This window comes from Streptomyces albiflavescens, assembly GCF_014645835.1.
Taxonomy (GTDB): Bacteria; Actinomycetota; Actinomycetes; order Streptomycetales; family Streptomycetaceae; genus Streptomyces; species Streptomyces albiflavescens.
Genome location: NZ_BMMM01000001.1, coordinates 626,971 through 651,440, shown reverse-complemented (window position 1 = coordinate 651,440; position 24,470 = coordinate 626,971). Strand labels below are relative to the sequence as shown.

At 70.6% G+C, this 24,470-nt stretch carries 17 protein-coding genes, 1 pseudogene and 1 riboswitch; of the genes and pseudogenes, 12 read left to right on the top strand and 6 right to left on the bottom strand.

The window, feature by feature from the left end:
- The first annotated feature begins 4 nt into the window (after window positions 1–4).
- The 3 genes from IEY95_RS02730 (at window position 5) to IEY95_RS02720 (ending at window position 7,928) form a co-directional block, all read left to right on the top strand.
- On the top strand, window positions 5–3,379 hold the full coding sequence (locus tag IEY95_RS02730; RefSeq protein WP_189184621.1) for a pyruvate carboxylase: 3,375 nt from the start codon (window positions 5–7) through the stop codon (window positions 3,377–3,379).
- Between the two features lie 347 nt (window positions 3,380–3,726).
- Window positions 3,727–6,447 (top strand): MGH1-like glycoside hydrolase domain-containing protein, encoded by a 2,721-nt coding sequence (locus IEY95_RS02725; RefSeq protein WP_189184170.1) that lies wholly within the window; start codon window positions 3,727–3,729, stop codon window positions 6,445–6,447.
- Window positions 6,444–7,928, top strand: a complete 1,485-nt coding sequence (locus IEY95_RS02720) for an alpha-amylase family protein (RefSeq protein WP_189184169.1) — start codon at window positions 6,444–6,446, stop codon at window positions 7,926–7,928. The genes IEY95_RS02725 and IEY95_RS02720 overlap by 4 nt, the downstream gene beginning before the upstream one ends.
- Before the next feature lie 5 nt (window positions 7,929–7,933).
- Here IEY95_RS02720 and IEY95_RS02715 read toward each other — a convergent pair whose 3' ends face one another.
- From IEY95_RS02715 to IEY95_RS02705, 3 genes are all read right to left on the bottom strand, one after another.
- Window positions 7,934–8,401 carry a luciferase domain-containing protein gene (locus IEY95_RS02715; RefSeq protein WP_189184168.1) on the bottom strand — a complete coding sequence of 156 codons (468 nt, stop codon included), beginning with the start codon at window positions 8,399–8,401 and terminating at the stop codon, window positions 7,934–7,936.
- Between the two features lie 148 nt (window positions 8,402–8,549).
- A complete protein-coding gene (locus tag IEY95_RS02710) occupies window positions 8,550–9,707 on the bottom strand; it encodes a C40 family peptidase (protein WP_189184167.1) in 1,158 nt (385 codons plus the stop codon).
- 9 nt (window positions 9,708–9,716) lie between these two features.
- A riboswitch (cyclic di-AMP (ydaO/yuaA leader) is annotated at window positions 9,717–9,889 on the bottom strand.
- Window positions 9,890–10,320: 431 nt separating this feature from the next.
- Window positions 10,321–11,106 carry a DUF2182 domain-containing protein gene (locus IEY95_RS02705; protein WP_189184620.1) on the bottom strand — a complete coding sequence of 262 codons (786 nt, stop codon included), beginning with the start codon at window positions 11,104–11,106 and terminating at the stop codon, window positions 10,321–10,323.
- A 128-nt stretch (window positions 11,107–11,234) separates the two neighbouring features.
- Between IEY95_RS02705 and IEY95_RS02700 the strand changes: the two genes are divergently transcribed.
- The 4 genes from IEY95_RS02700 to IEY95_RS02685 all read left to right on the top strand — a co-directional run bounded on the left by IEY95_RS02700 (window position 11,235) and on the right by IEY95_RS02685 (window position 14,447).
- Complete coding sequence (locus tag IEY95_RS02700; RefSeq protein ID WP_189184166.1) at window positions 11,235–11,444, top strand: hypothetical protein; 210 nt, start codon at window positions 11,235–11,237, stop codon at window positions 11,442–11,444.
- 92 nt (window positions 11,445–11,536) lie between these two features.
- Complete coding sequence (locus tag IEY95_RS02695; RefSeq protein ID WP_189184165.1) at window positions 11,537–12,901, top strand: FAD-dependent oxidoreductase; 1,365 nt, start codon at window positions 11,537–11,539, stop codon at window positions 12,899–12,901.
- Between the two features lie 221 nt (window positions 12,902–13,122).
- Window positions 13,123–14,088: an aldo/keto reductase gene (locus tag IEY95_RS02690; protein ID WP_189184164.1), complete on the top strand. Its 966-nt coding sequence runs from the start codon at window positions 13,123–13,125 to the stop codon at window positions 14,086–14,088.
- A gap of 29 nt (window positions 14,089–14,117) precedes the next feature.
- Window positions 14,118–14,447, top strand: a complete 330-nt coding sequence (locus tag IEY95_RS02685) for a dihydrofolate reductase family protein (RefSeq protein WP_229702521.1) — start codon at window positions 14,118–14,120, stop codon at window positions 14,445–14,447.
- A 25-nt stretch (window positions 14,448–14,472) separates the two neighbouring features.
- On the opposite strand, the gene IEY95_RS02680 is transcribed toward IEY95_RS02685, so the two are convergent.
- Complete coding sequence (locus IEY95_RS02680; RefSeq protein ID WP_189184163.1) at window positions 14,473–15,084, bottom strand: TetR/AcrR family transcriptional regulator; 612 nt, start codon at window positions 15,082–15,084, stop codon at window positions 14,473–14,475.
- A gap of 266 nt (window positions 15,085–15,350) precedes the next feature.
- Between IEY95_RS02680 and IEY95_RS02675 the strand changes: the two genes are divergently transcribed.
- The 5 genes from IEY95_RS02675 to IEY95_RS02655 all read left to right on the top strand — a co-directional run bounded on the left by IEY95_RS02675 (window position 15,351) and on the right by IEY95_RS02655 (window position 21,218).
- Entirely contained in the window at window positions 15,351–15,929 is a 579-nt protein-coding gene (locus IEY95_RS02675; protein WP_229702520.1) for a (2Fe-2S)-binding protein, read from the top strand.
- Entirely contained in the window at window positions 15,926–16,918 is a 993-nt protein-coding gene (locus IEY95_RS02670) for an FAD binding domain-containing protein (RefSeq protein WP_189184162.1), read from the top strand. Before IEY95_RS02675 ends, IEY95_RS02670 begins: the two co-directional genes overlap by 4 nt.
- Window positions 16,915–19,038: a xanthine dehydrogenase family protein molybdopterin-binding subunit gene (locus IEY95_RS02665; protein WP_189184161.1), complete on the top strand. Its 2,124-nt coding sequence runs from the start codon at window positions 16,915–16,917 to the stop codon at window positions 19,036–19,038. Before IEY95_RS02670 ends, IEY95_RS02665 begins: the two co-directional genes overlap by 4 nt.
- The gene (locus IEY95_RS02660) at window positions 19,031–20,215 is read left to right on the top strand and encodes an XdhC family protein (RefSeq protein ID WP_189184160.1); all 1,185 of its coding nucleotides are present in this window, start codon (window positions 19,031–19,033) and stop codon (window positions 20,213–20,215) included. Before IEY95_RS02665 ends, IEY95_RS02660 begins: the two co-directional genes overlap by 8 nt.
- Before the next feature lie 70 nt (window positions 20,216–20,285).
- Complete coding sequence (locus IEY95_RS02655) at window positions 20,286–21,218, top strand: NADP-dependent oxidoreductase (protein WP_229702519.1); 933 nt, start codon at window positions 20,286–20,288, stop codon at window positions 21,216–21,218.
- Window positions 21,219–21,296: 78 nt separating this feature from the next.
- Here the strand turns inward: IEY95_RS02655 and IEY95_RS48660 are convergent, their stop codons facing one another.
- Together IEY95_RS48660 and IEY95_RS48655 are read right to left on the bottom strand one after the other, a co-directional pair.
- A complete protein-coding gene (locus IEY95_RS48660; RefSeq protein WP_229702566.1) occupies window positions 21,297–22,553 on the bottom strand; it encodes an acyl-CoA carboxylase subunit beta in 1,257 nt (418 codons plus the stop codon).
- 394 nt (window positions 22,554–22,947) lie between these two features.
- Window positions 22,948–24,468, bottom strand: a pseudogene (locus IEY95_RS48655) (ATP-binding protein); the annotation flags it as partial.
- Between the last annotated feature and the right edge of the window lie 2 nt (window positions 24,469–24,470).

Below are 24,470 nucleotides of genomic sequence, written 5' to 3'. Positions count from 1 at the left end.
GTGCATGTTCCGCAAGGTGCTGGTCGCCAACCGTGGTGAGATCGCGATTCGCGCGTTCCGCGCAGGCTATGAGCTGGGCGCGCGAACCGTCGCCGTCTTCCCGCACGAGGACCGCAATTCGCTGCACCGGCTGAAGGCCGACGAAGCGTACGAGATCGGTCAGCCGGGGCACCCGGTGCGGGCCTACCTCTCCGTCGAGGAGATCGTCCGTGCGGCGCGTCGGGCCGATGCGGACGCCGTGTACCCGGGCTACGGGTTCCTGTCCGAGAACCCCGATCTGGCGCGCGCGTGCGAGGAGGCGGGCATCACGTTCGTCGGGCCGAGCGCGGAAACCCTTGAGCTGACCGGGAACAAGGCGCGCGCGGTGGCCGCCGCGCGCGCGGCCGGCGTACCGGTGCTCGGTTCCTCGGCGCCCTCCACCGACGTGGACGAACTCGTCCGTGCCGCCGAGGACATCGGCTTCCCGGTGTTCGTCAAGGCGGTCGCCGGCGGCGGAGGGCGCGGCATGCGCCGCGTCGAGGATCCCGCCCTGCTGCGGGAGTCCATCGAGGCGGCGGCCCGTGAGGCCGCGTCCGCGTTCGGTGACCCGACCGTCTTCCTGGAGAAGGCCGTCATCGAACCCCGCCACATCGAGGTGCAGATCCTCGCCGACGGGCACGGCCATGTCATTCACCTCTTCGAGCGGGACTGCTCGGTGCAGCGCCGCCACCAGAAGGTGATCGAGCTGGCGCCCGCGCCCAACCTGGACCCGGCACTGCGCGAGCGGATCTGCGCGGACGCGGTGCGGTTCGCCCGGCAGATCGGCTACCGCAACGCGGGCACCGTGGAGTTCCTGGTCGACCGCGCCGGGAACCATGTCTTCATCGAGATGAACCCGCGCATCCAGGTCGAACACACGGTGACCGAGGAGGTCACCGACGTCGACCTCGTGCAGGCGCAGCTGCGCATCGCCGCCGGCGAGACGCTGGCCGATCTGGGCCTCGCGCAGGAGACCGTCACCGTGCGCGGCGCCGCGCTGCAGTGCCGGATCACCACCGAGGACCCGGCCAACGGCTTCCGCCCGGACACCGGCAGGATCAGCGCCTACCGCTCGCCGGGCGGGTCGGGCATCCGGCTGGACGGCGGCACCACCCACGCCGGTACGGAGATCAGCGCGCACTTCGACTCGATGTTGGTGAAACTCACCTGCCGGGGCCGGGACTTCAAGACCGCGATCGGCCGCGCCCGACGGGCCGTGGCCGAGTTCCGCATCCGGGGTGTGGCCACCAACATCCCCTTCCTGCAAGCGGTGTTGGACGACCCGGACTTCCAAGCCGGACAGGTCACGACGTCGTTCATCGAGGAGCGACCGCACCTGCTCACCGCACGGCACTCCGCCGACCGCGGCACGAAGCTGCTCACCTACCTCGCCGACGTGACCGTGAACAAGCCCCACGGCGAGCGGCCCGACCTGATCGACCCGACCACCAAACTGCCGCCTGTGCCCACCATCGAACCGCCCGCCGGCTCCCGGCAGCGGCTCGCCGAACTCGGCCCGGAGGGTTTCGCCCGATGGCTGCGTGAGTCCCCGACCATCGGCATCACCGACACCACGTTCCGGGACGCCCACCAGTCGCTGCTGGCCACCCGGGTCCGCACCAAGGACATGCTCGCCGTCGCCCCCGTGGTGGCGCGGACCCTGCCGCAACTGCTGTCTCTCGAGTGCTGGGGCGGTGCCACGTACGATGTCGCACTGCGCTTCCTCGCGGAGGACCCCTGGGAGCGGCTGGCCGCACTCCGTGAAGCCGTACCCAACCTCTGCCTGCAGATGCTGCTGCGCGGCCGCAACACCGTGGGCTACACGCCCTACCCGACCGAGGTGACCGACGCCTTCGTGCAGGAGGCGGCGGCCACCGGCATCGACATCTTCCGCATCTTCGACGCCCTCAACGACGTCGAGCAGATGCGGCCCGCCATCGACGCCGTGCGGCGGACCGGAACGGCGGTCGCCGAGGTCGCGCTCTGCTACACCGCGGACCTGTCCGACCCTTCGGAGCGGCTGTACACCCTGGACTACTACCTCCGGCTGGCCGAACAGATCGTGGCCGCCGGTGCCCATGTCCTGGCGGTCAAGGACATGGCGGGACTGCTCCGCGCTCCGGCCGCCGCGACTCTCGTATCGGCCCTGCGCCGTGAGTTCGACCTGCCGGTGCACGTCCACACCCATGACACCGCCGGAGGCCAGCTCGCCACCTATCTCGCGGCGATCCAGGCCGGTGCGGACGCGGTGGACGGCGCGGTGGCGTCCATGGCGGGCACCACTTCGCAGCCGTCGCTGTCGGCGATCGTGGCGGCGACCGACTACTCCGAGCGGCCGACCGGCCTCGACCTGAAGGCGGTCGGGGACCTGGAGCCGTACTGGGAGAGCGTCCGCAGGGTCTACGCCCCGTTCGAAGCGGGCCTGGCCTCGCCGACCGGGCGTGTCTACCACCATGAGATCCCCGGCGGGCAGCTCTCCAATCTGCGCACCCAGGCGATCGCACTCGGCCTCGGCGACCGCTTCGAGGAGATCGAGGCGATGTACGCCGCCGCCGACCGGATCCTCGGGCGCCTGGTGAAGGTCACCCCGTCGTCCAAGGTGGTCGGCGACCTTGCCCTGCACCTGGTCGGTGCCGGAGTGACGCCGGAGGGCTTCGAGGCGACGCCGGACAAGTTCGACATCCCCGACTCCGTCATCGGCTTCCTGCGCGGCGAGTTGGGCAATCCGCCCGGCGGGTGGCCGGAGCCGTTCCGCACCAAGGCGCTGGCTGGCCGCACCGCCCCCAAGCCCGTGCAGGAGCTGACCTCGGAGGATCGTACGGGACTGGTGAAGGAGCGGCGCACGACACTCAACCGCCTGCTCTTCCCCGGACCGTCGCGCGACTTCGAAACACACCGTCAGACCTTCGGCGACACCAGCGTGCTGGACAGCAAGGACTTCTTCTACGGGCTGCGCCCCGCGAAGGAGTACGCCGTCGATCTGGAGCCCGGCGTACGGCTCCTCATCGAACTGCAGGCCGTCGGCGAGGCGGACGAGCGCGGCTTGCGCACCGTGATGTCCACTTTGAACGGTCAACTGCGGCCGATCCAGGTACGCGACACCGCGGCGGCCTCCGACATTCCGCCGACCGAGAAGGCCGACCGGGCCAACCCCGGCCATGTGGCGGCGCCGTTCGCCGGGGTGGTGACGCTCGCGGTGGCCGAGGGTGACGAGGTGGCGGAAGGCGCTGTGGTGGCCACCATCGAGGCGATGAAGATGGAGGCCGCGATCACCGCCCCGAAGGCCGGAAAGGTCTCCCGGCTCGCCATCAACCGGATCCAGCAGGTGGAGGGCGGCGATCTCCTGGTCGAGATCGGCTGAGCCGTGGATCGCGCCTAGGGGGCTTCTGATGGATCTCCGCGGCGTCGCGACGCCCGGCACGCACTCTCGCCGCACCGGACAAAAGCCCTAGTAGCTCCTCCCCCACGCTCGGCTTCGCTCGCGCGGGGGGACCCCCATCGAGGACTTCCGCCCGGCACGCCGAGAGCACGCACCGAACGCCGCTCCTTCTTCCACGGAGATCCATCAGAAACCCCCTAGCGCCAGGGTTTGCGCCGGCCGTCCGACAGCCGAGGCGGTAGCTCGGCCTGATCGGCGCACAGCCATTGCCGTCGAGTCCGAGACGCCCGAGTCTGGGGGAATGTGCCGGATCGTGAGGAGGGCGGGCGATGGGGACGAGCGGTGGCACACCGGACGCCGAGCGCCGGCGGCTGGCCGAGGCCGACGGTTCCGGAGTGCTCTGGCGTCGCTGGGGCCCGTATCTGAGCGAGCGCCAGTGGGGGACCGTCCGGGAGGACTACAGCCCGGACGGCGAGGCCTGGTCGTACTTCACCCATGACCAGGCCCGCTCCCGCGCCTACCGCTGGGGCGAGGACGGCATCGCGGGCGTCAGCGACGACAAGCAGCGCCTCTGCTTGGCGCTGGCCCTGTGGAACGGACGCGATCCGATTCTCAAGGAGCGGATGTTCGGCCTCACCAACACCGAGGGCAATCACGGCGAGGACGTCAAGGAGTACTACTTCCACCTCGACAGCACGCCCACGCACTCGTACATGAGGTATCTGTACAAGTACCCGCAGGCGGAGTTCCCGTACGGCGACCTCATCGCCACCAACCGGGCCCGGGGTCGCCGCGACGCCGAGTACGAACTCCTCGACACCGGCGTCTTCGACGAGGACCGCTACTTCGACGTGTTCGTCGAGTACGCGAAGGCGGGACCCGAGGATCTGCTGATCGAGATCACCGCGCACAACCGAGGTCCCGACGAGGCGACGCTGCACCTGCTGCCCACCCTGTGGTTCCGGCACACCTGGTCCTGGGCCGGCGGCACCGCCGTACCGAGCATCCGGCAGGAACCCGGCGGCCCGCTGCGCGCCGACCACGAGGAGCTGGGCCCGCGGTGGCTGTACTGCGACACGGACGCGCCGACCCTGTTCACCGAGAACGACACGAACAATGAGCGGATCTTCAACAGCCCGAACGCCTCCCCGTACGTCAAGGACGGCATCCACCGGTACGTCGTCCACGGGGAGACCGGAGCAGTGAACCCCGAACGGACCGGGACCAAGGCGGCCGTCCACCATGCGCCGGCCATCCCGGGCGGACAGAGCGCCACCGTGCGCCTGCGCCTCAGCGACCGCGAACTGACCGACTGGCGTGCGGACTTCGATGCGATCATGGTCCAACGCCGATTCGAGGCTGACGAGTTCTACGACGGCATCACCCCGTCCGGCATGGGCGAGGACGAACGCCGGCTGGTCCGCCAGGCGTTGGCCGGGATGCTGTGGAGTAAGCAGTACTACTACCTCGACGTGGAGCGCTGGCTGTCCGAGCACGGCGTCGACCCGCTCGGCTCCGATCCCCGGGTGCGCAACAGCAATTGGTACCACATGATCAACGACGAGATCATGTCGATGCCGGACACCTGGGAGTACCCGTGGTTCGCCGCCTGGGACCTCGCCTTCCACACCGTCGCGCTCTCGATGGTCGATCTCACCTTCGCCAAAGGGCAGTTGGACCTGCTGCTGCGCCGCCTGTACCTGCATCCCAACGGACAGATCCCGGCGTACGAGTGGAACTTCGGCGACGTCAATCCGCCAGTGCATGCCTGGGCAACCCTCTTCCTCTACGAGCTGGAGAAGCACCGCACCGGCCAGGGCGACCGCGCCTTCCTGGAGAACGCCTTCCACAAGCTGATGAAGAACTTCAGCTGGTGGCTCAACCGCAAGGACCCCGACGGCAACAACGTCTTCCAGGGCGGCTTCCTCGGCCTCGACAACATCGGCGTCTTCGACCGCAGCGCACCACTGCCCACCGGCGGCCACCTCGACCAGGCGGACGGCACCGCGTGGATGGCGTTGTACTGCCAGAACCTGCTGGAAATCGCCATAGAGCTGGCCGTGGACAACCCGGTCTACATCGAGCAGGCGCAGTCCCTCTTCGAGCACTTCGCGTGGATCGCCGTGGCCACGAACCGCATCGGCGCGGACAACGCCAGCCTGTGGGACGAGGAGGACGGCTTCTTCTACGACGTGCTGCGGCTGCCCGACGGCACGGCGACCCGGCTCAAGGTGCGCTCGCTGGTCGGGCTGATCCCGCTCGCCGCCACCAGCGTGGTCGGTGGCTGGGCGGACCAACGCTTCCCCGAACTGGTCGCGGGAGCACGGGAGTTCGTCGAGCGCCATCCGGCCGTCGAGGCCACTGTCTCCTCCCACGAGGCGCTGGGGCCGAACGCCGCGGGCCGGTATCTGTTCGCCCTGTTCGGCGAGGACCGGCTCCGCCGGATCCTGTCCCGGATGCTCGACGAGTCCGAGTTCCTCGGACCGCACGGCATCCGCTCGCTCTCCCGCCACCACGCCGAGCACCCGTACACCTTCCAGGTGCACGGCGAGACGTACGGTGTCGGCTATCTGCCCGCCGAGTCCGACTCCGGGATGTTCGGCGGCAACTCCAACTGGCGCGGGCCGGTCTGGTTCCCGGTCAACCTGCTGCTCATCCGCGCCCTGCTGAACCTGCACGCCTTCCACGGCACCGACTTCACGGTCGAGTGCCCGACCGGATCGGGCCGACAGCTCACTTTGTACGAGGTCGCCCGCGAGATCTCCGACCGGCTCTCCGCCACCTTCCTGCGCGACGACGACGGCCACCGGCCGGTGCACGGCGCGCAGGCCAAATTCGCCAAGGACCCGCACTGGAAGGACCTGATCCTCTTCTACGAGTACTTCCATGGCGACAACGGCGCGGGTCTCGGGGCCTCCCACCAGACGGGCTGGACCGGCCTGGCGGCGGTGACCGCGACGCTGTTCCACACGCTCGGCGCCGAGGACTGGTCCGCCCGTGGCCGCGAAAGCCTGCGCCCGACCGGGGACCGAGAGGAGCCACTGTCATGACCGCGTGGCCCGACCAGCCGGTGATCCACGAGATCAACACCCTGATCTGGCTACGGGAGTTGAGCAGCCGGTACGGCCACCCGGTCACCCTCGGCGAGGTGCCCGCGGTGGCCTGGGACGAGGTCGTCCCGCGTGGCGTCGACGCCGTCTGGCTGATGGGTGTCTGGGAGCGCAGCCCGGCCGGGCTGGAGATCGCGCTGCGCGACGAGTCGCTCCAGGCCTCGTTCCGCGCGGCGCTGCCCGACCTCCGCCCCGAGGACGTGGCCGGATCGCCGTACTGCGTCAGGAACTACACCGTCGACGAGACGCTCGGCGGCCCTGAGGGGCTGGCCGTCGCCCGCGCCGAACTGGCCGCACGCGGCGTACGGTTGATCCTCGACTACGTCCCCAACCACGTGGCACCCGACCATCCGTGGCTCACCGAACGGCCGGGCTGTCTCGTCCCAGGCACCCCGGACGATCTGGCCCGGGACCCCGACGCCTTCCTCGAGGCCGGCGGTCGGGTCTTCGCCCGGGGCCGCGACCCGTACTTCCCGCCCTGGCCGGACGTCGTCCAGCTGAACGCCTTCAGCGACGAGCTCCGTACGGCGGCCGTCGACACCCTCGCCGCGATCGGCGACCAGGCCGACGGCGTGCGCTGCGACATGGCCATGCTGCTCATGACCGACGTGTTCGCGAAGACGTGGGGCGACCGGGCGGGCTCCGCACCGGCCGAGGACTTCTGGCCGTACGTCATCCCCAAGGTGCGCGAGCGCCACCCGGACCTCCTCTTCGTGGCCGAGGCCTACTGGGGCCTCGAATGGGCGCTCCAGCAGCAGGGGTTCGACCACTGCTACGACAAGCGGCTCTACGACCGGCTGCTGCACGAGGGCGCCGGCTCGGTGCGTCCGCATCTGCTGGCCGACCTCGACTACCAGCGCGGGCTCGTCCGCTTCCTGGAGAACCACGACGAACCCCGGGCCGCCGCCACCATGTCGCCCGAGCGGGAGCGGGCGGCGGCCGTCACCATCGCGACGCTGCCCGGCGCGACGCTGTGGCACGAGGGCCAGTTCGAGGGGCGCCGGGTGCGGCCGCCGGTCTTCCTCTCCCGCCGCCCGGAGGAGCCCGTCGACATGGAACTGCTCGCCTTCCACCACCGGCTGGTGGCCTCGGTCGCCTCGTCCGGCATGCGTACGGGAGGGGACTGGCGGCTGCTCGACTGCACGGGCTGGCCGGACAATCCGTCCCACGACAACCTGGTCGCCTGGTCCTGGACCACCGGATCCGCCCGCCACCTCGTGGTCGTCAACCTCTCCGACCGGCCCGCCCAGGGCCGGATCCGTCTGCCGTGGACCGACCTCCGCGGCCGCCCGTGCCGACTCACCGAGCTGCTCACCGAGCAGATCTACGAGCGGGACGGCGACGAGCTGGTCGACCCCGGCCTGTACGTCGACCTGGAGGGCCGGCACTGGCACGTTGTCGCTGTGCCCGCCGGTCCGTAGTCCCGTCAGCGCCCGTGTGGGATGAACCGGCCGACTGCCTTCCACGCGGCCGGAACCCGCCGGTGGCGGACGGCCGCGAAGGCTCCCGCGCGGGTCGGGGGAACCGCCTGAGGCTGCCAGTCGCAGAGCGTCGAGGGGTCCTCGGGAGGTGCGGTGCCTCCGGCCCCGTCGTGCTCCTTGAGAGCGACGCTGATCAGCGTGAGCAGGAGCGCCACATCGGCGTCGCAGTCCAGCAGCACGGTGATCCATGACGAACCGGGGTGCACCCGCACGGCGGTGCTGTCCCGCAGGTGTGGGAGCAGCCGGTGGACGGCCGCATGCGTGAGATGCAGATCTGCGGCGTCGTCGGAGTGGAAGTGGACGATGTCGTGCCCCGGCGTCCCGAAGGCGCGTCCAGCGGCGCATCGGGGTGAGCCACTTATCAGGTTCGGCCATGACTCCAGTTGGGTCATGGCGCGATCGGCCACGGTCATGCGCACCATGGTCGCGCACTATTCACCCTGCCAACCACCCCTCTTCACTCTCTGCTTGGTCGATTGGCCGTTCTGCGTCGCTCGCGATCCAGGAGCGGTGCCGCGGCCGAACGGGGCACCGCTGGAGTGCTGCATCAGGCGGCACGGTTCACGCGGGCCGCGCCGCGCTGTGGATCGCCGACGCTCCGGCGTAGAAGATCGACTCCTCGCGCACGTAGGCCCCCGGGCTCGGCGCGTGGATCATCATGCCGTCGCCGATGTAGAGGCCGACGTGGCTGACATCGCCGTAGAAGAACATCAGGTCGCCGGGGCGGATGTCGGCGAGGGGGATGGCCGTACCGACGGTCGCCTGATCGCGCGCCGTGCGCGGGAGTGCGACCCCGGCGGTTCTCCAGGCGGCCTGGGTGAGGCCCGAGGAGTCGAACGAGCCCGGTCCGGACGCGCCCCAGACGCATGGCCTGCCGATCTGTCCACGGGCAAAGGCGAGTACCTGCGCGGCTTTGCTGTCGTGCCCGGAGTCCGAGACGCTGTCTGCGCCGATGGGGACGGCCTCGGCGATCGGCGTGGGGGTACTGAGAGTGGTCCATTGCTGTGGCTGCCACTCCTCCTCGGGCCGGGGAGGGGGCAGTTCGCCGAAGGTACGCCGGGCGTCCTCCGTCGGCCCGGACTCGATCGCCGGGAAGGGCGCGATCAGCTGCGAGGTGTGTCGGGAGAGCAACGCGCGGGCCACCGCGAGTTTCTGCCGGATCTGCTCCTTGGAGGTCTTCAACGCGGCCGTGGGCTGCCCTGGTTGCGCGGCCGGTGCCGGCAGGGCCTTGACGACTTCCTGCGATGTCGGCAGCGCGGCCGGCAGGGCCGCGACGGCCCCGGTGGTCAACTCCGCCACCGGACCGCCGGCCACCCCGACGGCAGGTCCGGCGGTCAACTCAGGGAGGGGGCGGGCGGCCAACTCCCGTCCATGGTGGGCGAGTCCGTCCGCCGGACGCTCCGCAGGACGCGTGGGCCGCGCCTCGGCCGGGCGGTTCGGCATTCTGTCGGCCGGCAGCCTTGCCGGGACGGTGGGCCCCAACCGCGTGCGCGCCGTGTCGAACCATTGTCTGGTGACGTCGTCGAGGGCGGGATCGGTGGGCCGCCGTCCGCTGTCGGGCGCCGGGTTGAAGCGCCTGCGTGCCCCCGTGGACATCGCTCGGGTCGCGTTGTAGTTCCCGGTGGCGGTCTCGGCCTGGTCGTAGAGACTGCTGATCAGCTGCCGGACCTCTTCGCGGCTCGGCTTGTCCGCTCCGGGCGGCGTGGCGTCGGGAGCCATGGGGGACGCACTCCTTCCGTGTTCCGCCTACCGAGTCAGCTGTCGGGTTCGGGCGGACGGTTCCGGAAGGTATGCCCTACGGCCCCTGCCCTGCTGGGCAGTTGGGCCGACTCACCCCAAAGTCGGTTGGGTCCCCGGCTCCGGCTGCCACGGGGGCGCACCGGACTCGGCGGAGGCCGCGCGACCCGGCGAGGTTCGCCGGAGGGAGTCGTGCGGTCTGCCGTCAACCTAGCCAACTTGTGCGCCTCGTGTGAAGGTTGAAGTGCGAAGTGTCCGATATGTATGTGTGACCTTCGTCGTACGGGTCGCCCCGGCTCGAACGGTTGGCGTGGGGCGGCGACGAACAGCTCGACCGCGATCCCGGGTGTAGGCGCTGACCTGGTCCATTGCTGGTGGGTCTCGTAGTTGATCTCGCTGCCGGAACTGTGGGCTCCACCGCAGCGCGTGCCGGCATGGACCTGATGAAGTGGCCGAATGCTCGGACTACTCCTCAACCTCCTGCCGTTCTGAGTCCGCGAGCCCCTGTTCGTCGCCTTCGGTATCCCCTTCAGCGGCTTTCGCGCATGACTGTTCACGCGGCTGCGACCGCCGACGCGCCGCATGAGGGGAGCGGTCACGTCATCGGTTGCATCGACGGCCCGGAATGCTGCAGTCCCGGCAGAAGCCAACTCTGGAAGGGAGCCAGTACGGCCAGGACCAGGAACGCGACGCCGACGGCGGCGCTGAACACCGGCCCGAGCCGCCACAGCTTCTCGATGAAGACGACGACCGCGAGTGCGGCCATCGCCGCGATGTTCATGGTGCCCAGCGGGATGAGGACGATCATGAGCCCCCAGCAGCAGCCCACGCAGTAGAGCCCATGGTGGGCCCCGACGCGCAGATCGCGGGCGTGCGACCGGTAGCCGGCATAGCGCACGAGTTGACCCACGGGGCTCCGGCAGTGGTGCAGGCAGATGTTCTTCAGCGGACTGAACTGGTGGAGTCCCGCGAGCAGGAAGGCTCCGGCGCCGATCCAGCGCCCGGCTTCGGGGTGGCTGCCGACAAGGTTGCCCGTCACGATGAGGATCCCGTACACGACGAGACCGAATGCCGCCCATGCGATCAGGTACCCGCCGACGAACTGGGTGATCCGGGCCGCTTGGGCCGCACCGGAGGACTGACGGCCGATGGCCCGGGCCCAGGTGATGGCCACCGGCGCCACCGACGGGAACATCATGGCGATCATCATGATCACCCAGAGCAGGAGGAACAGCGGCAGGTCGAGGCCCATCGTTCCCGGCCCCAACTCCATGCCGTCGGCCTGCTCCACCACGAGGAGCCACGCGAGGAGGGCCAGCAGAAGCAAGAGGGACCAGGCGACGGTCATCGTCCGGGCGGGGAGCAGATTGCCCGGCCGCATCGGCGCGGAGAGGGATGCCCAGGTACGGAACACACTTCCAGGTCATCACAGACGGCGGCCGATCGCGCGGCAGTCGCTCTGCCCGGAGGAACCTTGCCCGCCTGCGAGGGTGGGGCAGGGAGGTGGCCTTGCTCGTTCGAACAACCGCCCCCTTCGACCTCGTCACGCTGTCGGGAGGCCACTTCTTCCTCTCGGCGCACCAGGAGAAGGTGGCCGAGGTGATCACCGACGGCCTGGCTCCGTTCCTCGCTCACCGCCGAGGCGCGCCGTCCGACGGCTCGGGTGTGGCATCGGCACAGGACAACCACGCCGAAACGACTCATAAGGTGGCCTTATGAGGTCATAGATCGGGCCCGACTACTGACTTAGGTTTGCCTTAGTTTAGGCTTCCGGGCGAGTACGTTTATCACCCCTCGAAGGGAACCTGATCATGCCTCGCCCCCTGCGGGTAGCCATTGTCGGAGCCGGCCCCGCCGGGATCTACGCCGCCGACGCGTTGCTGAAATCCGCGGCGGCTGCCGAGCCGGGCGTGTCGATCGACCTCTTCGAGCGGATGCCGGCCCCGTTCGGCCTGATCCGCTACGGCGTCGCCCCCGACCACCCCCGCATCAAGGGCATCGTCACCGCCCTGCACCAGGTGCTCGACAAGCCGCAGATCCGTCTCTTCGGCAACGTCGACTACCCGGGGGACATCAATCTGGACGACCTGCGCGCCTTCTACGACGCGGTGATCTTCTCCACGGGCGCGACGGCCGACCGGGCGCTCGACATACCCGGCATCGACCTCGACGGCTCGTACGGTGCGGCGGACTTCGTCTCCTGGTACGACGGGCACCCGGACGTGCCCCGGACCTGGCCGCTCGAGGCGGAGAAGGTCGCCGTCCTCGGCGTCGGCAACGTCGCGCTCGACGTGGCGCGCATCCTGGCCAAGACCGCGGACGAACTGCTGTCGACCGAGATCCCGCCGAACGTCTACGACGGCCTGAAGGCCAACAAGGCCATGGAGGTCCATGTCTTCGGCCGCCGTGGCCCGGCGCAGGCGAAGTTCAGCCCGATGGAGCTGCGGGAGCTGGACCACTCCCCGAACATCGAGGTCATCGTCGACCCCGAGGACATCGACTACGACGACGGCTCGATCGCGACCCGGCGGGGCAACAAGCAGGCCGACATGGTCGCCAAGACGCTGGAGAACTGGGCCATCCGCGATGTCGGCGACCGCCCGCACAAGTTGTTCCTGCACTTCTTCGAGTCGCCGTCCGAGATCCTCGGCGAGGACGGCAAGGTCGTCGGCCTGCGCACCGAGCGCACCGCCCTCGACGGCTCGGGCAACGTCAAGGGCACCGGCGAGTTCAAGGACTGGGACGTCACCGCGGTCTACCGCGCCGTGGGTTACCTGTCCGACGAACTGCCCAAGCTGCCCTGGGACGTCGAGTCCGGCACCGTACCCGACCAGGGCGGCCGGGTGATCGAGGAGAACGGCGAGCACCTGCAGTCGACGTACGTCACCGGCTGGATCCGGCGCGGCCCCGTGGGTCTGATCGGCCACACCAAGGGCGACGCCAACGAGACGGTGGCCGGCCTGCTGGACGACCACGCGAACGGTCGTCTGCACACACCCGCTTCGCCCGCTCCCGAGGCCGTGGACGCGTTCCTCGGTGAGCGGAACGTCCGCTTCACCACGTGGGAGGGCTGGCACCGGCTGGACGCCGCGGAGAAGGCCCTGGGCGAGCCGCAGGGCCGCGAGCGTGTGAAGATCGTCGAGCGCGAGGACATGCTCGACGCGAGCGGCGCGTAGGCCTGACCGTTCCTCGCGGGAAGCATGGGTGGATCGATGGCTGAGGGCCCCTCGGTCGTCGATCCATCCGCGCAGTCGTCGATCCACCCGCGGGTCGCCTTCGACGATCACCGAAAACCCACCTGACCTCACCGCCCGACTCGCCTATCGTCAACGTGATTTCCGACGGACGCCTTTGTTCCTCGGCGGGGACGAGGGCGGTGACGAAGTGGAGGGTGAGGGTGCGCTACCGAGAGCTGGGACGCGGTGGGGTGTCGGTGTCCGAGATCGGTTACGGGGCATGGGGGATCGGTGAATCCGCCTGGGTCGGCGCCTCGGAGGACGAATCCGTACGTGCCCTGCACCGCGCCATCGATCTCGGCGTGAACTTCATCGACACCGCGCGCGGCTACGGCGAGAGCGAGCGGATCGTCGGCCGGGTCGTGCGTGAGCGGACCGGTGACGACGTGCTCGTCGCGACCAAAGTGCCGCCGAAGAACCGTAGGTGGCCGGCGCCCGACGGGCTGGAGCCGGCCGAGACTTTTCCGGGCGAGCACATCCGCGACAGCCTGGAGAACAGTCTGCGCGCCAGTGGCCTCGACCACTTCGACGTAGTGCAGTTCCACGTCTGGAGTGACGACTGGGTCGGCCGGGGTGACTGGCTGGAGACGATCGCGCAGCTGAAGCAGGAGGGGAAGATCCGCCTCTTCGGCGTGTCCATCAACGATCACCAGCCGGACAACGCCCTGGCCCTCGTCCGCAGCGGCGCCGTCGACTGTGTGCAGGTCATCTACAACATCTTCGACCAGGCCCCGGCCGACGCGCTGCTGCCGGCCTGCGAGGAGAACGGCGTCGGTGTCATCGTGCGGGTGGCACTGGACGAGGGCGGCCTCACGGGGCGGATCACCGCCGGTACGACGTTCCCCGAGGGCGACTGGCGCAACCGTTACTTCCGCGATGACCGCGCGGCACAGGTCGAGCGGCGGGTGGCCGCGATCGTCGCCGACCTCGGCATCGCCCCCGATGCGATCGCCGAGACCGCGCTGCGGTTCGTGCTGAGTTCGCCGGCGGTCTCCACCGTCATCCCCGGCATGCGCACCGTACGCAACGTCGAGCGCAACACTGCCCTGAGCGACGGGCGGCCGCTCACCGCCGACCAGCTCGCCGTGCTGGCCAAGCACCGGTGGCAGCGCAACTTCTACTCCTGACCTCAAGGAGCCGCTGATCCGCAGGAACCGTGGCCTGGCCAACGCACCACCTGCGGCCGTCGCTGCCGATGGAGGGCGGGACCACGTTCCACTTCACCGACGAGCCCATCGAGACGGTGCTGGAGCGAGCCTTCGAGGCCGCGGCGGGCAAGGACGTGCGCATCGGCGGAGGGCCGGCCACCGTTCAGCGGTATCTGCGCGCCGGGCTGATCGACGAGCTGCACCTGGCCATCGTCCCGAAACTCATCGGCAGCGGTGAGCGCCTGTTGGACAACCTGGGAGACGGGATCGACGGCTACCGGGTCGCCGAGCTGGTCGGCTCGCCCGCCGTCGCGCACGCCCGGCTGGTGCGCCGCTGAGGCCTTCCTCGAAAGGGGGGCAGGCTCAGCCTTCTCGGGCCGGGCTCTTCTGCGACCGGCCCGACCCGGGCGCGCCCGCGCGCAGTCCGTCCATCACGAGGTCGAGAAGCCGTGCGGCGCGCGGCTGCCAGTCCGCGTGCGGATCGAGCTGCCAGAGCCCCGCGATGGCCAGCATGAAGTCGTCCAGTGTCACACCCGGGCGGATCGTGCCGGCCTCCTCGTTCGCCTCGAGGAGGAGCGTGACGGCCGAGCGCACCGAGCCGTGTCCCAGTCTGGTCAGGGTGCCGCGCGTCACGGTGGACGAGCGCAACGCGTCGGCCAGGCCTGCCTTGGCCATGCCGTACTGGGCGAGCCGGTCCATCCACTCCCGCAGCGCCCGGTCCGGTGCGCGGGTCTTGAGGAGGTGGGCCGCGGTGTCGGCGACCTGCTGCACCTCGTGGCGGTAGACCTCCAGGACGAGGGCCTCGCGGTTGGGGAAGTTGCGGTAGAAGGTGCCCTGTCCGACGCCCGCCTTCTTCGCGATCGCGCTGAGCGGGGCGTCCGCCGAGTTCGTCAGCTCCACCAGGGCCACTTCGAGGATGCGCTCGCGATTCCGCTGCGCGTCGGAGCGAAGCGGCGCGTCCTTCTCGGAGTCCACTCGTCCTCCTTCCGAAATCACGGCCAGGCCGCCCTTGCTAAGCGGACAGCTGTCCGTTAGGTTCACTGGTAACGGACAGCTGTCCGGTTAAAGCTCACTCTAGTGGCTGAACCGCTCCGTGGGCATGGCCGGAACTGATGGCCGACCGGCATTCTCGCGCATCAAGCGGACTTTCGAGCCGCGGCGGTCTCCGCATCGACCCATCGACTCATCGATCCATCGACTTCGACTTCGACGCGCAACGCACACGCGAAAGAAGGCTGATCATGGGCCCAGGCCCCTTGTCGACGTACAGCGCCATCACTTTGAGCATCAATGGCGAGAAGTACACGCTGTCCGTCGACCACCGCACCACCCTGCTGGACGCGCTGCGCGAGCAGCTCGATCTGACCGGTACCAAGAAGGGCTGTGACCAGGGACAATGCGGCGCCTGCACGGTGCTGCTCGATGGTCGCCGGACGGTGTCCTGTCTGCAACTCGCGGTCGCCGCCGAGGGGCGAGCGATCACCACGATCGAAGGTGTGGCGGACGGTGAGCGGCTGCATCCGGTGCAGCAGGCGTTCCTCGATCTCGACGGTTACCAGTGCGGCTACTGCACGCCTGGCCAGATCTGTTCGGCCCTCGGGGTGATCGAGGAGCATGCGGCGGGCTGGCCGAGCGCCGTGACCGCCGATGTCCGGCCCGAAGCGGGTGTTCCTCCGCTCACCGCCGAGGAGATTCGCGAGCGGATGAGCGGCAACCTGTGCCGGTGCGGCGCGTATGTGTCGATCGTGCAGGCGGTGGCGCGGGCGGCAGAGGCCCAGGTCGCCGAGGCCGGGGACGACACCAAGGAGGCGGCGGCGTGAGGGAATTCGGCTACGAACGCGTCCTCGACGTCTCCGGCGCCGTCGCACTGCTCGGCGACGACCCCGACGCGCGTTTCCTCGGCGGCGGCACCAACCTCGTCGACCTGATGAAGGCCGGTGTGGAAAGGCCGACCCGTCTCGTCGACGTTCGCGAACTGCCCCTCGACCGGATCGAGTTCACGCCGGACGGCGGTCTGCACATCGGGGCGACCGTGACCAACAGCGATCTCGCCGCGCATCCCGAAGTGCGCCGCCACTTCCCGGCGTTGGCCCAGGCCGTCCTGGCCGGAGCCTCGGGGCAGCTGCGCAACATGGCCACGGTCGGCGGGAATCTGCTCCAGCGCACCCGCTGCGGCTACTTCACCGACCTGGCGAAACCGTGCAACAAGCGTGCCCCCGGCAGCGGTTGCCCGGCCATCGAGGGTGAGCACCACAACCACGCCATCCTCGGTGCCTCCGCGCACTGCGTGGCCACCCACCCCTCGGACATGGCGGTCGCCCTCACCGCCTTCGACGCCCTTGTCTCCTACGAAACGGCGGACGGGCCGGGCGAGTTGCCGCTCGCCGACTTCTATCTGCCCGTGGGCGACACCCCGCACCGGGAGACCGCTCTGCCTCCCGGCGCGCTGATCACCGGTGTCACGCTGCCGGCGGCACCGGTCGCGGCGCACTCGCGGTACCGGAAGGTGCGCGAGCGAGCCTCGTACGCCTTCGCGATCGGCTCGATCGCCGCCGCCCTCGATGTCCGGGGCGATGTCGTACGCGAAGTGCGGCTGGCTTTCGGGGCGGTGGCGTCCCGGCCGTGGCGGGCAGGCGAGGCCGAGCGGGTGCTGACCGGTGGTCCGGCGAGCGCCGAGGCGTTCGCCGCCGCCGCGGACGCCGAACTGGCGGCCGCCCGACCCCTGCCCCACAACGGATTCAAGGTGCCGCTGATGCGCAACCTCGTCGTGGCCGTGCTGACCGAACTCGCCGAGGAGGCCGCCCGATGACCACGACCACCGGAACAGCCGCGGCGACGCGGGCCGTCGGCACCGCGCACACCCGCGTGGAAGGCCTGGCCAAGGTCACCGGCGCGGCCCGCTACGCCGGAGAGATCCCCCACCCCGAACTCGCCCACGGCTGGCTGGTGTTGTCGACCGTGGCCCGCGGCCGCGTCCGCTCCGTGCAGGACGCCCCCGTGCTGGCCATGCCAGGCGTCCTCACCGTCCTGCACCATGGGAACGCCCCGCGGCTGGAGTCGGACTACACGGTCCCGTTCGGGCAGCCCGACCCCGCCCTTCAGCTCTTCCAGCACGACCGGATCCCGTACGTCGGCCGGCCGGTGGCGCTGGTCGTCGCCGAAACGCCCGAGCAGGCCAGGGAAGCGGCCGAGGCGCTCGTGGTCGAGTACGACGAGGAGCCGCACGACGTGGCGTTCTTCGCGGGGCGCCCCGGAATGTACACACCTGAGGGCTCCGCAGCGCACAAGGGCGACCTGGAGGCCGAACTCGCGGCGTCCGCCGTCGTCGTGGACGCCGAGTACACCACACCGGAAGAGCACCACAGCCCGATGGAGCCGCACGCGGCGACGGCGCGCTGGGACGGCGGCCGGCTCGAAGTCATCGACTCCAACCAGGGCAGCAGGTTCGTGGCGGACGAGCTCGCGAAGTTGTTCTCGCTGGACCCGGACTCGGTGCGTGTGCGGTCCGAGCACGTCGGCGGCGGCTTCGGATCCAAGGGGACCCGCCCGCACTCGGTGCTCGCGGCGATGGCGGCGACCGTCCTGCACCGCCCGGTCAGGGTTGTCATGACCCGCCGTCAGATGTTCGCGCTCGTCGGCTACCGCAGCCCCACCGCGCAGCGTGTCAGGCTCGGCGCCGATGCCGATGGGCGGCTGCGCGCGCTGGACCACCAGGCGGAGTGCCAGACCTCGACCGTCTTCGAATTCATCGAGCGCAGCGCCGATTTCGGGCGTCCGGTGTACGACGCGGACGCGCACCACACCGTCACCCGTGCCGTACGGCTCGACGTGCCGACCCCGACCTGGATGCGTGCCCCGGGCGAGGCGCCGGGTTCCTTCGCGCTGGAGTCGGCGTTCGACGAACTCGCCGAGAAGTGCGGCATCGATCCGATCGAACTGCGCCTGCGCAACGAACCGACCGTGGGCCCCTTGTCCGGGCTGCCGTTCAGCAGCCGCAACCTCCGTGCCTGCTTCGAGGAGGGCGCCCGCAGATTCGGCTGGGCGGACCGCGACCCGCGTCCCGGAGTTCGACGGGAAGGTCGCCGACTGCTCGGCACCGGCGTGGCCGCGGCCGCGTTCCCCACGCTGTCCGCTCCGTCCACGGCGGCCGTGACGGCGGAGGCGGACGGCACCTTCACGGTACGCGTCACCGCGATGGACATCGGGACCGGCGCGAGGACGGCGCTGACCCAGGTCGCCGCCGACGCGCTGGAGGTGGCGCCCGGGCGCATCCGGATGCGGATCGGGGACAGCGACTTCGGGCGGGCGATTATCGCGGGCGGCTCGATGGGCACCCGCTCCTGGGCCTGGGCGATCATCGCCGCGGCGCGCGAACTGCGCGAGCGACTGGTCCCGGGCGGGGCCGTTCCGCCCGAGGGAATCACCGCCCGGTCCGACACCTCCGCGGCCGTCGGCGCGCTGACGGAGATGGAACGGCACACTTTCGGGGCGCAGTTCGCCGAGGTCGCCGTGGACGTCACCACGGGGGAGGTGCGTGTGCAGCGCATGCTCGGCATCTTCGCCGCGGGCCGGATCGTCAACCCGCTCACCGCGCGCGGCCAGTTCATCGGCGGCATGACCTGGGGACTGTCGATGGCCCTGCACGAGGAGGCGGTCAGGGACCAGGCCTCCGGCGGCCATGTCGGCGCGGACCTCGCGGGCTATCACTTCGCCGCGCACGCCGACGTACCGGCCATCGAGGCGGACTGGGTGGACGACCCCGACCCGGACGACCCGGTCGGGATCAAGGGCATCGGCGAGATCGGGGTCGTAGGCGCCGCGGCGGCGATCGCCAACGCGGTCTGGCACGCGACCGGCGTACGCCACCGGAATCTGCCGATCCGGCCCGATCGGGTCCTGGGGGCGGCTGAGGGAGCCCTGGGTGCTTGACCTCGCCGCCGAGCTGAACCGGTGGGTCGAGGAGGGCCGGGACTTCGCCGTCGCCACCGTCGTGGCCGTCGACGGCAGCGCACCGCGTGGTCCCGGCGCCGCCCTCGCCGTCGACAGCCGTGGAACGGCCGTCGGCTCGGTCTCCGGAGGCTGCGTCGAAGGGGCGGTGTACGACCTGTGCGTCCAGGCGCTCCAGGACGGCGCGACGGTCCTCGAACGGTTCGGCTACAGCGACGAGGACGCGTTCGCGGTGGGCCTGACCTGCGGCGGGGTCATCGAGGTGCTGGTGACACCGGTACGGGCGGCCACTGGTGTCCGCAAGGACGCGTCCGTGTTCGCGGCATGGTTGGCCGCCGCCGCCCGGGGCGGGACGGCGGCTCTCGCCCGGGTGGCCCGGGGACCGGCCGAACTGCTGGGCAGGGCGCTACTGGTGCACGCCGACGGGTCGGACACGTCGTACGAAGGGAGCCTCGGCGCCGCGCACGACGGTGGTCTCCTCGATCGTCCGGAGCTGGACCGGACCGCTGCCGCGGAGGCCCGCGCGATGCTGGACGCGGGGCGCACCGGCACCGTCGAGATCTCCGAGAACGGATCGGGCTGCCCGGGCGGCATGACGCTGTTCGTCGAGGCGAGCGTGCCGCCGCCCCGGATGATCGTCTTCGGTGCTGTGGACTTCGCGGCGGCGCTGGTACGGGCGGGCAAGTTCCTCGGCTACCACGTGACCGTGTGCGACGCCCGTCCCGTCTTCGCCACTCGAGTCCGCTTCCCCGAGGCGGACGACATCGTGGTCGACTGGCCGGACCGCTACCTCCGGAGCACCGAGACCGACCACCGCACCGTCCTGTGCGTGCTCACCCACGACGCCAAGTTCGACGTTCCCCTCCTGGAGACGGCGCTGCGCCTGCCGGTCGCGTTCGTGGGTGCGATGGGCTCCCGCCGTACCCACGAGGACCGCAACCGCCGGCTGCGTGAAGTCGGCGTCACGCAGCGGGAGCTGGCCCGCCTGCGGTCACCCATCGGGCTGGACCTCGGCGCCCGTACCCCCGAGGAGACCGCGCTGTCGATCGCGGCGGAGATCGTCGCGGCCCGGCGGGGCGGGAGCGGCGTTCCGCTCACCGGATCGCGGACGCCGATCCACCGTGACCGGGTGACGGTGTCGGCGACCGCGGTCGGGTGACTCATGCACAACGACGATCCGCACCGCAGTCTGGAGGTATGGATGCGAAGCCGGAGGACTGGAGGTCGCCATGAGCACGATGCATGCGGTACGCGGTCACCATCGCGGTGGTCCGGAGCAGCTGACGTACGAGGTCGCACCGCGTCCCGAGGCGGGCGCGGGGGAAGTGCTGGTCGCCGTACGATCGGCGTCGATCACGCTGGGTGAGCTCACCTGGGACGCGACCTGGACCGACAGCTTCGACGGCAGTGGCAACTTGCGCACGCCGATCATCCCCTCCAAGGAGGTCTCCGGGATCGTCGCCCGGGTGGGCCAAGGGGTGACCGACTGGGACGTGGGCGACGAGGTGTACGGGCTGATCCCGTTCACCAGGGACGGGGCCGCCGCCGAGTACGTCGCCGTCCCCGCGGCCGTGCTGGCCGCCAAGCCGTCGCGGCTCGACCACGACCGTGCGGCGGCCCTTCCGCTCGCCGGGCTGACGGCCTGGCAGGGGTTGGTCGGGCACGGCGGGCTGCGCCCCGGCTTCCGCGTGCTGGTGCACGGCGGCGCGGGCGGCGTCGGTTCCGTCGCCGTGCAGCTGGCGGCCGCACTGGGCGCCTCCGTCACCGCGACGGCCTCGGCCTCATCCGCGGACTTCGTACGGGAGCTGGGTGCCGAGCACGTCGTCGACTACCGCACCGAACGCTTCGAGGAGCACGTCAAGGACATGGACCTGGTCCTCGACACCGTCGGCGGCGACACCCAGGACCGCTCCTGGCAGGTGCTGCGCCCGGGTGGTGCGCTGGTGAGCATCGTCGCTCCGCCGGACCCCTCGAAGGAGGGCGGGGTCTTCTTCATCGTCGAGCCCGACCGGACCGGTCTCGACGAGCTGACCCGACTGGTCGACGACGGCAAGCTGGAACCGCGGGTCGAGCGGGTGGTGCCGCTGGCCGAGACCGCCCAGGCGTACACGGCGCTGGAGGAGGGACACCGGCTCGGGAAGATCGTGCTCCGGGTGGCGTGAGCGAGAAGGCCTGAACAGCGGGCGTGAAGGGGTGGGGGCGCGCGCAGGCGCGCGCCTCACCGTGTGTCGATGCGCGTCTCACCACGTGTCGATGAACGAGCGCCCGCGTTCCTCAGGGAGGTCCGGGCCGTCGTCCAGCGCCGCCAGAATCCACACGCGCGACTCCGCCGGATCGATCACCGCGTCGATCTCCAGCGCCGCCGCCGCGTTGACCGCCTTCCCGTGCTCGTACAGCTCCGCCACCCGCGCTTCGAAGGCCCGCTCGCGCTCCTCGGGGTCGATGATCGCCGCCAGCTCCTTGCGGTAGCCGAGACGGACCGCGCCCTCCAGTCCCATGCCGCCGAACTCGCCGCTCGGCCAGGCGGCGGTGGCCAAGGGGGCGCGGGTGGAACCTCCCAGCATGGCCATCGCGCCGAGACCGTACGCCTTCCGCAGGACAAGGCCGACGAGCGGCACGCGGAGGTTCGCGCCGGTCACGAAGAGGCGGGCGAAGTGCCGCACCGTGGCGGTACGTTCGGCGTCCGGGCCGACCATGAAGCCCGGGGTGTCGCAGAGCGAGACGACCGGGAGTCCGAAGGCGTCGCAGAGCTGCAGGAAGCGGGCGGTCTTGTCGGCGGCGTCGCGGTCGACGGCGCCGCCCAGATGGGCCGGGTTGCTCGCGATGAGCCCCAGCGGGCGCCCCTCGATACGGATGAGGCAGGTCAACACCCCCGTTCCGAAGGCCTGCCGGAGCTCCAGCACCGACCCCCTGTCGGCCAGTGTCTCGACGGCCGTGCGCATGTCGTAGGCGCGACGCCGGTTCTCCGGGACGACCTGCCGGAGCAGCCGCTGGTCCGGCGCTTCCCAACTGCCCTGTGTGCCTTGGAAGTACGACAGGTACTGGCGCGCGACCCGCACCGCCTCCGCCTCGTCGGACACGGCCAAGTCCACGACGCCATTGGGGACTTGGACCGTCAGCGGACCGACCTCCTCAGGGCGGTACACGCCCAGACCGCCGCCCTCGATCATGGCGGGTCCGCCCATGCCGATCGAGGCGTCCGGCGTCGCGATGACGACGTCGCAGCAGCCGAGCAGTGCCGCGTTGCCCGCGAAGCAGCGGCCGGAGGCGATGCCGACCAGAGGCACGAGGCCGCTGAGCCGTCCCATCCGCTGGAAGGTGGTCACGTCCAGCCCGGCGATCGAGGTGGTGTCCGTGTCACCGGGGCGACCGCCGCCGCCCTCCGCGAACAGCACGACCGGCAGCCGCCGTTCCTCCGCCAGCGCCAGCATCCGGTCGGTCTTGCGGTGGTTCTGCAACCCCTGCGTGCCCGCGAGCACCGTGTAGTCGTACGACATCGCCACGCACGGCGCCCCCCCCCACGCGCCCGGTGCCGGTGACCATGCCGTCGGCCGGCGTCGAACGGATCAGGTCGTCCAGCGTGCGCCGCTGTCGCTGAGCGGCGATCGCCAGGGCGCCGAACTCGGTGAAGGTTCCCTCGTCGCACAGGTCCTGGATGTTCTCGCGGGCGGTGCGACGGCCGATGGCGTGGCGCTTGGCGACGGCCTCGGGGCGGTTCCCGTCCAGGCCGACGGCATGACGGCGCACGGCCTCGGCCAGATCGGGACGCATGGCGTCCAGGTCCGGCGTCTCGTCGGGGCGTGCCTCGGCCGTCGCGTCGCTCCTCTCTCCCAGTTCCAGAAGGGGATGCCCTTCGCCCACCGTTTCGCCGACACGTGCGTACAGGGCGCCTACGACACCGGCGACCGGAGCGAGGATGACGTGCTCCATCTTCATGGCCTCCAGGACCAGCAACTGCTCCCCGGCGCACACCGGTTCGCCCGGCGCGACCGCGATCGAGACCACCGTGCCGCTCATCGGTGCGGACACCGTCCCCTCGACCACGGTGGGCTGCTCGTCCTCAGGTGGCAACTCCGCCAAGTACTCCTCGACGATGCCGGTGTGCTTCCAGAACCCCGGTCGGTCAAGGACCGCCCGCAGCAAGGGAATTCCGGTCCGAACGCCCTCGATCCCGAACTCGCCGAGCGCTCGCCGGGCACGTTCGCAGGCGGCGGCGAAGTCGTGCGGTACGTGAGCGATCACCTTGGCGAGCAACGAGTCGTAGCGGACGCCCACTTGGGTGCCGGCGCGCATCGCCGTGTCGACGCGCACGCCGGGCCCCGTCGGCACGTCGAACCGCGTGAGCCGCCCGGCCGACGGCCGCACCGTCCCGTCGGCGGACGTGACCTCGGCGTTGACGCGGGCCTGGACGGCGAACCCGCGGGGCGCCGGCGGGGGCCCCGCGAGCCCCAGGGACTCCAGCGTCTCGCCGGCGGCCAGCCGCAGCTGTACGGCGACCAGGTCGACGCCCGTCACCTCTTCGGTGACCGTGTGCTCGACCTGGAGCCGCGGATTGGCCTCGATGAAATGGAACTCCTCGCCCTTCTCGCCCCCCTCGCCCTGTCCCCGGACGAGGAATTCGAAGGTGCCGAGCCCGGTGTAGTGCGTGGCGCGGGCCATCCGCAGGGCGGCGGACAGCAGCTTCTCCCTTGTGGAGTCGGCCAGTTCGGGAGCGGGGGCGATCTCGATCAGCTTCTGGTGGCGGCGCTGGGCGCTGCAGTCCCGCTCCCAGAGGTGTGTGACGGCTCCGGTCGCATCGCCGACGATCTGCACCTCGATGTGCCGGGCGCCCTCCAGCAGTCGCTCGACGTACAACTCTCCGCGCCCGAAGCCCTGTCGGGCCTCCGAACGACACCGTTCCCATGCCTGGGTCAGCTCCCGGTCGGAACGCACCACCCGCATACCGCGGCCGCCGCCCCCGCCGATCGCCTTGATCATCACCGCGCCGCCGGCCAGGAATTCCCGTGCCTCGTCGAGCGTGGTGGCGCCTTCCGTCCCCGGCAGGACGGGCACTTCGAGCCGCACGGCGAGTGCACGCGCGCGTGCCTTGTCGCCGAACAGGTCGAGGACTTCGGGGGAGGGGCCCACGAAAGTGATCCCGGCCGCGGCACAGCGCCGTGCGAAGTCGGCGTCCTCACTCAGGAACCCGTACCCGGGGTGCAGGAACGCACAGCCGGTGTTCCGCGCGGCGGCCACGATCGCCTCGGCGTCGAGATAGTCCTTCAACGGCACGGTCTCGTCGGCCCGTCGGGCATGCGGGTCGTCACCGTCCGCGTACACCGCGACCGTGCGCAGCCCCAGCTCGGAGGCGGCGCGCAGCACGCGTACGGCGATCTCCCCGCGATTGGCGACGAGTACGGCGGCAGCACCCATGA

Coding starts and splice junctions, on each gene's coding strand:
- IEY95_RS02655 (WP_229702519.1), top strand. CDS start 20,286: ATGAGCACGATGCATGCGGTACGCGGTCACCATCGCGGTGGTCCGGAG.
- IEY95_RS48660 (WP_229702566.1), bottom strand. CDS start 22,553: ATGTCGTACGACTACACGGTGCTCGCGGGCACGCAGGGGTTGCAGAAC.
- IEY95_RS02675 (WP_229702520.1), top strand. CDS start 15,351: ATGGGCCCAGGCCCCTTGTCGACGTACAGCGCCATCACTTTGAGCATC.
- IEY95_RS02710 (WP_189184167.1), bottom strand. CDS start 9,707: ATGGCTCCCGACGCCACGCCGCCCGGAGCGGACAAGCCGAGCCGCGAA.
- IEY95_RS02725 (WP_189184170.1), top strand. CDS start 3,727: ATGGGGACGAGCGGTGGCACACCGGACGCCGAGCGCCGGCGGCTGGCC.
- IEY95_RS02705 (WP_189184620.1), bottom strand. CDS start 11,106: ATGCGGCCGGGCAATCTGCTCCCCGCCCGGACGATGACCGTCGCCTGG.
- IEY95_RS02665 (WP_189184161.1), top strand. CDS start 16,915: ATGACCACGACCACCGGAACAGCCGCGGCGACGCGGGCCGTCGGCACC.
- IEY95_RS02720 (WP_189184169.1), top strand. CDS start 6,444: ATGACCGCGTGGCCCGACCAGCCGGTGATCCACGAGATCAACACCCTG.
- IEY95_RS02730 (WP_189184621.1), top strand. CDS start 5: ATGTTCCGCAAGGTGCTGGTCGCCAACCGTGGTGAGATCGCGATTCGC.
- IEY95_RS02695 (WP_189184165.1), top strand. CDS start 11,537: ATGCCTCGCCCCCTGCGGGTAGCCATTGTCGGAGCCGGCCCCGCCGGG.
- IEY95_RS02715 (WP_189184168.1), bottom strand. CDS start 8,401: ATGACCGTGGCCGATCGCGCCATGACCCAACTGGAGTCATGGCCGAAC.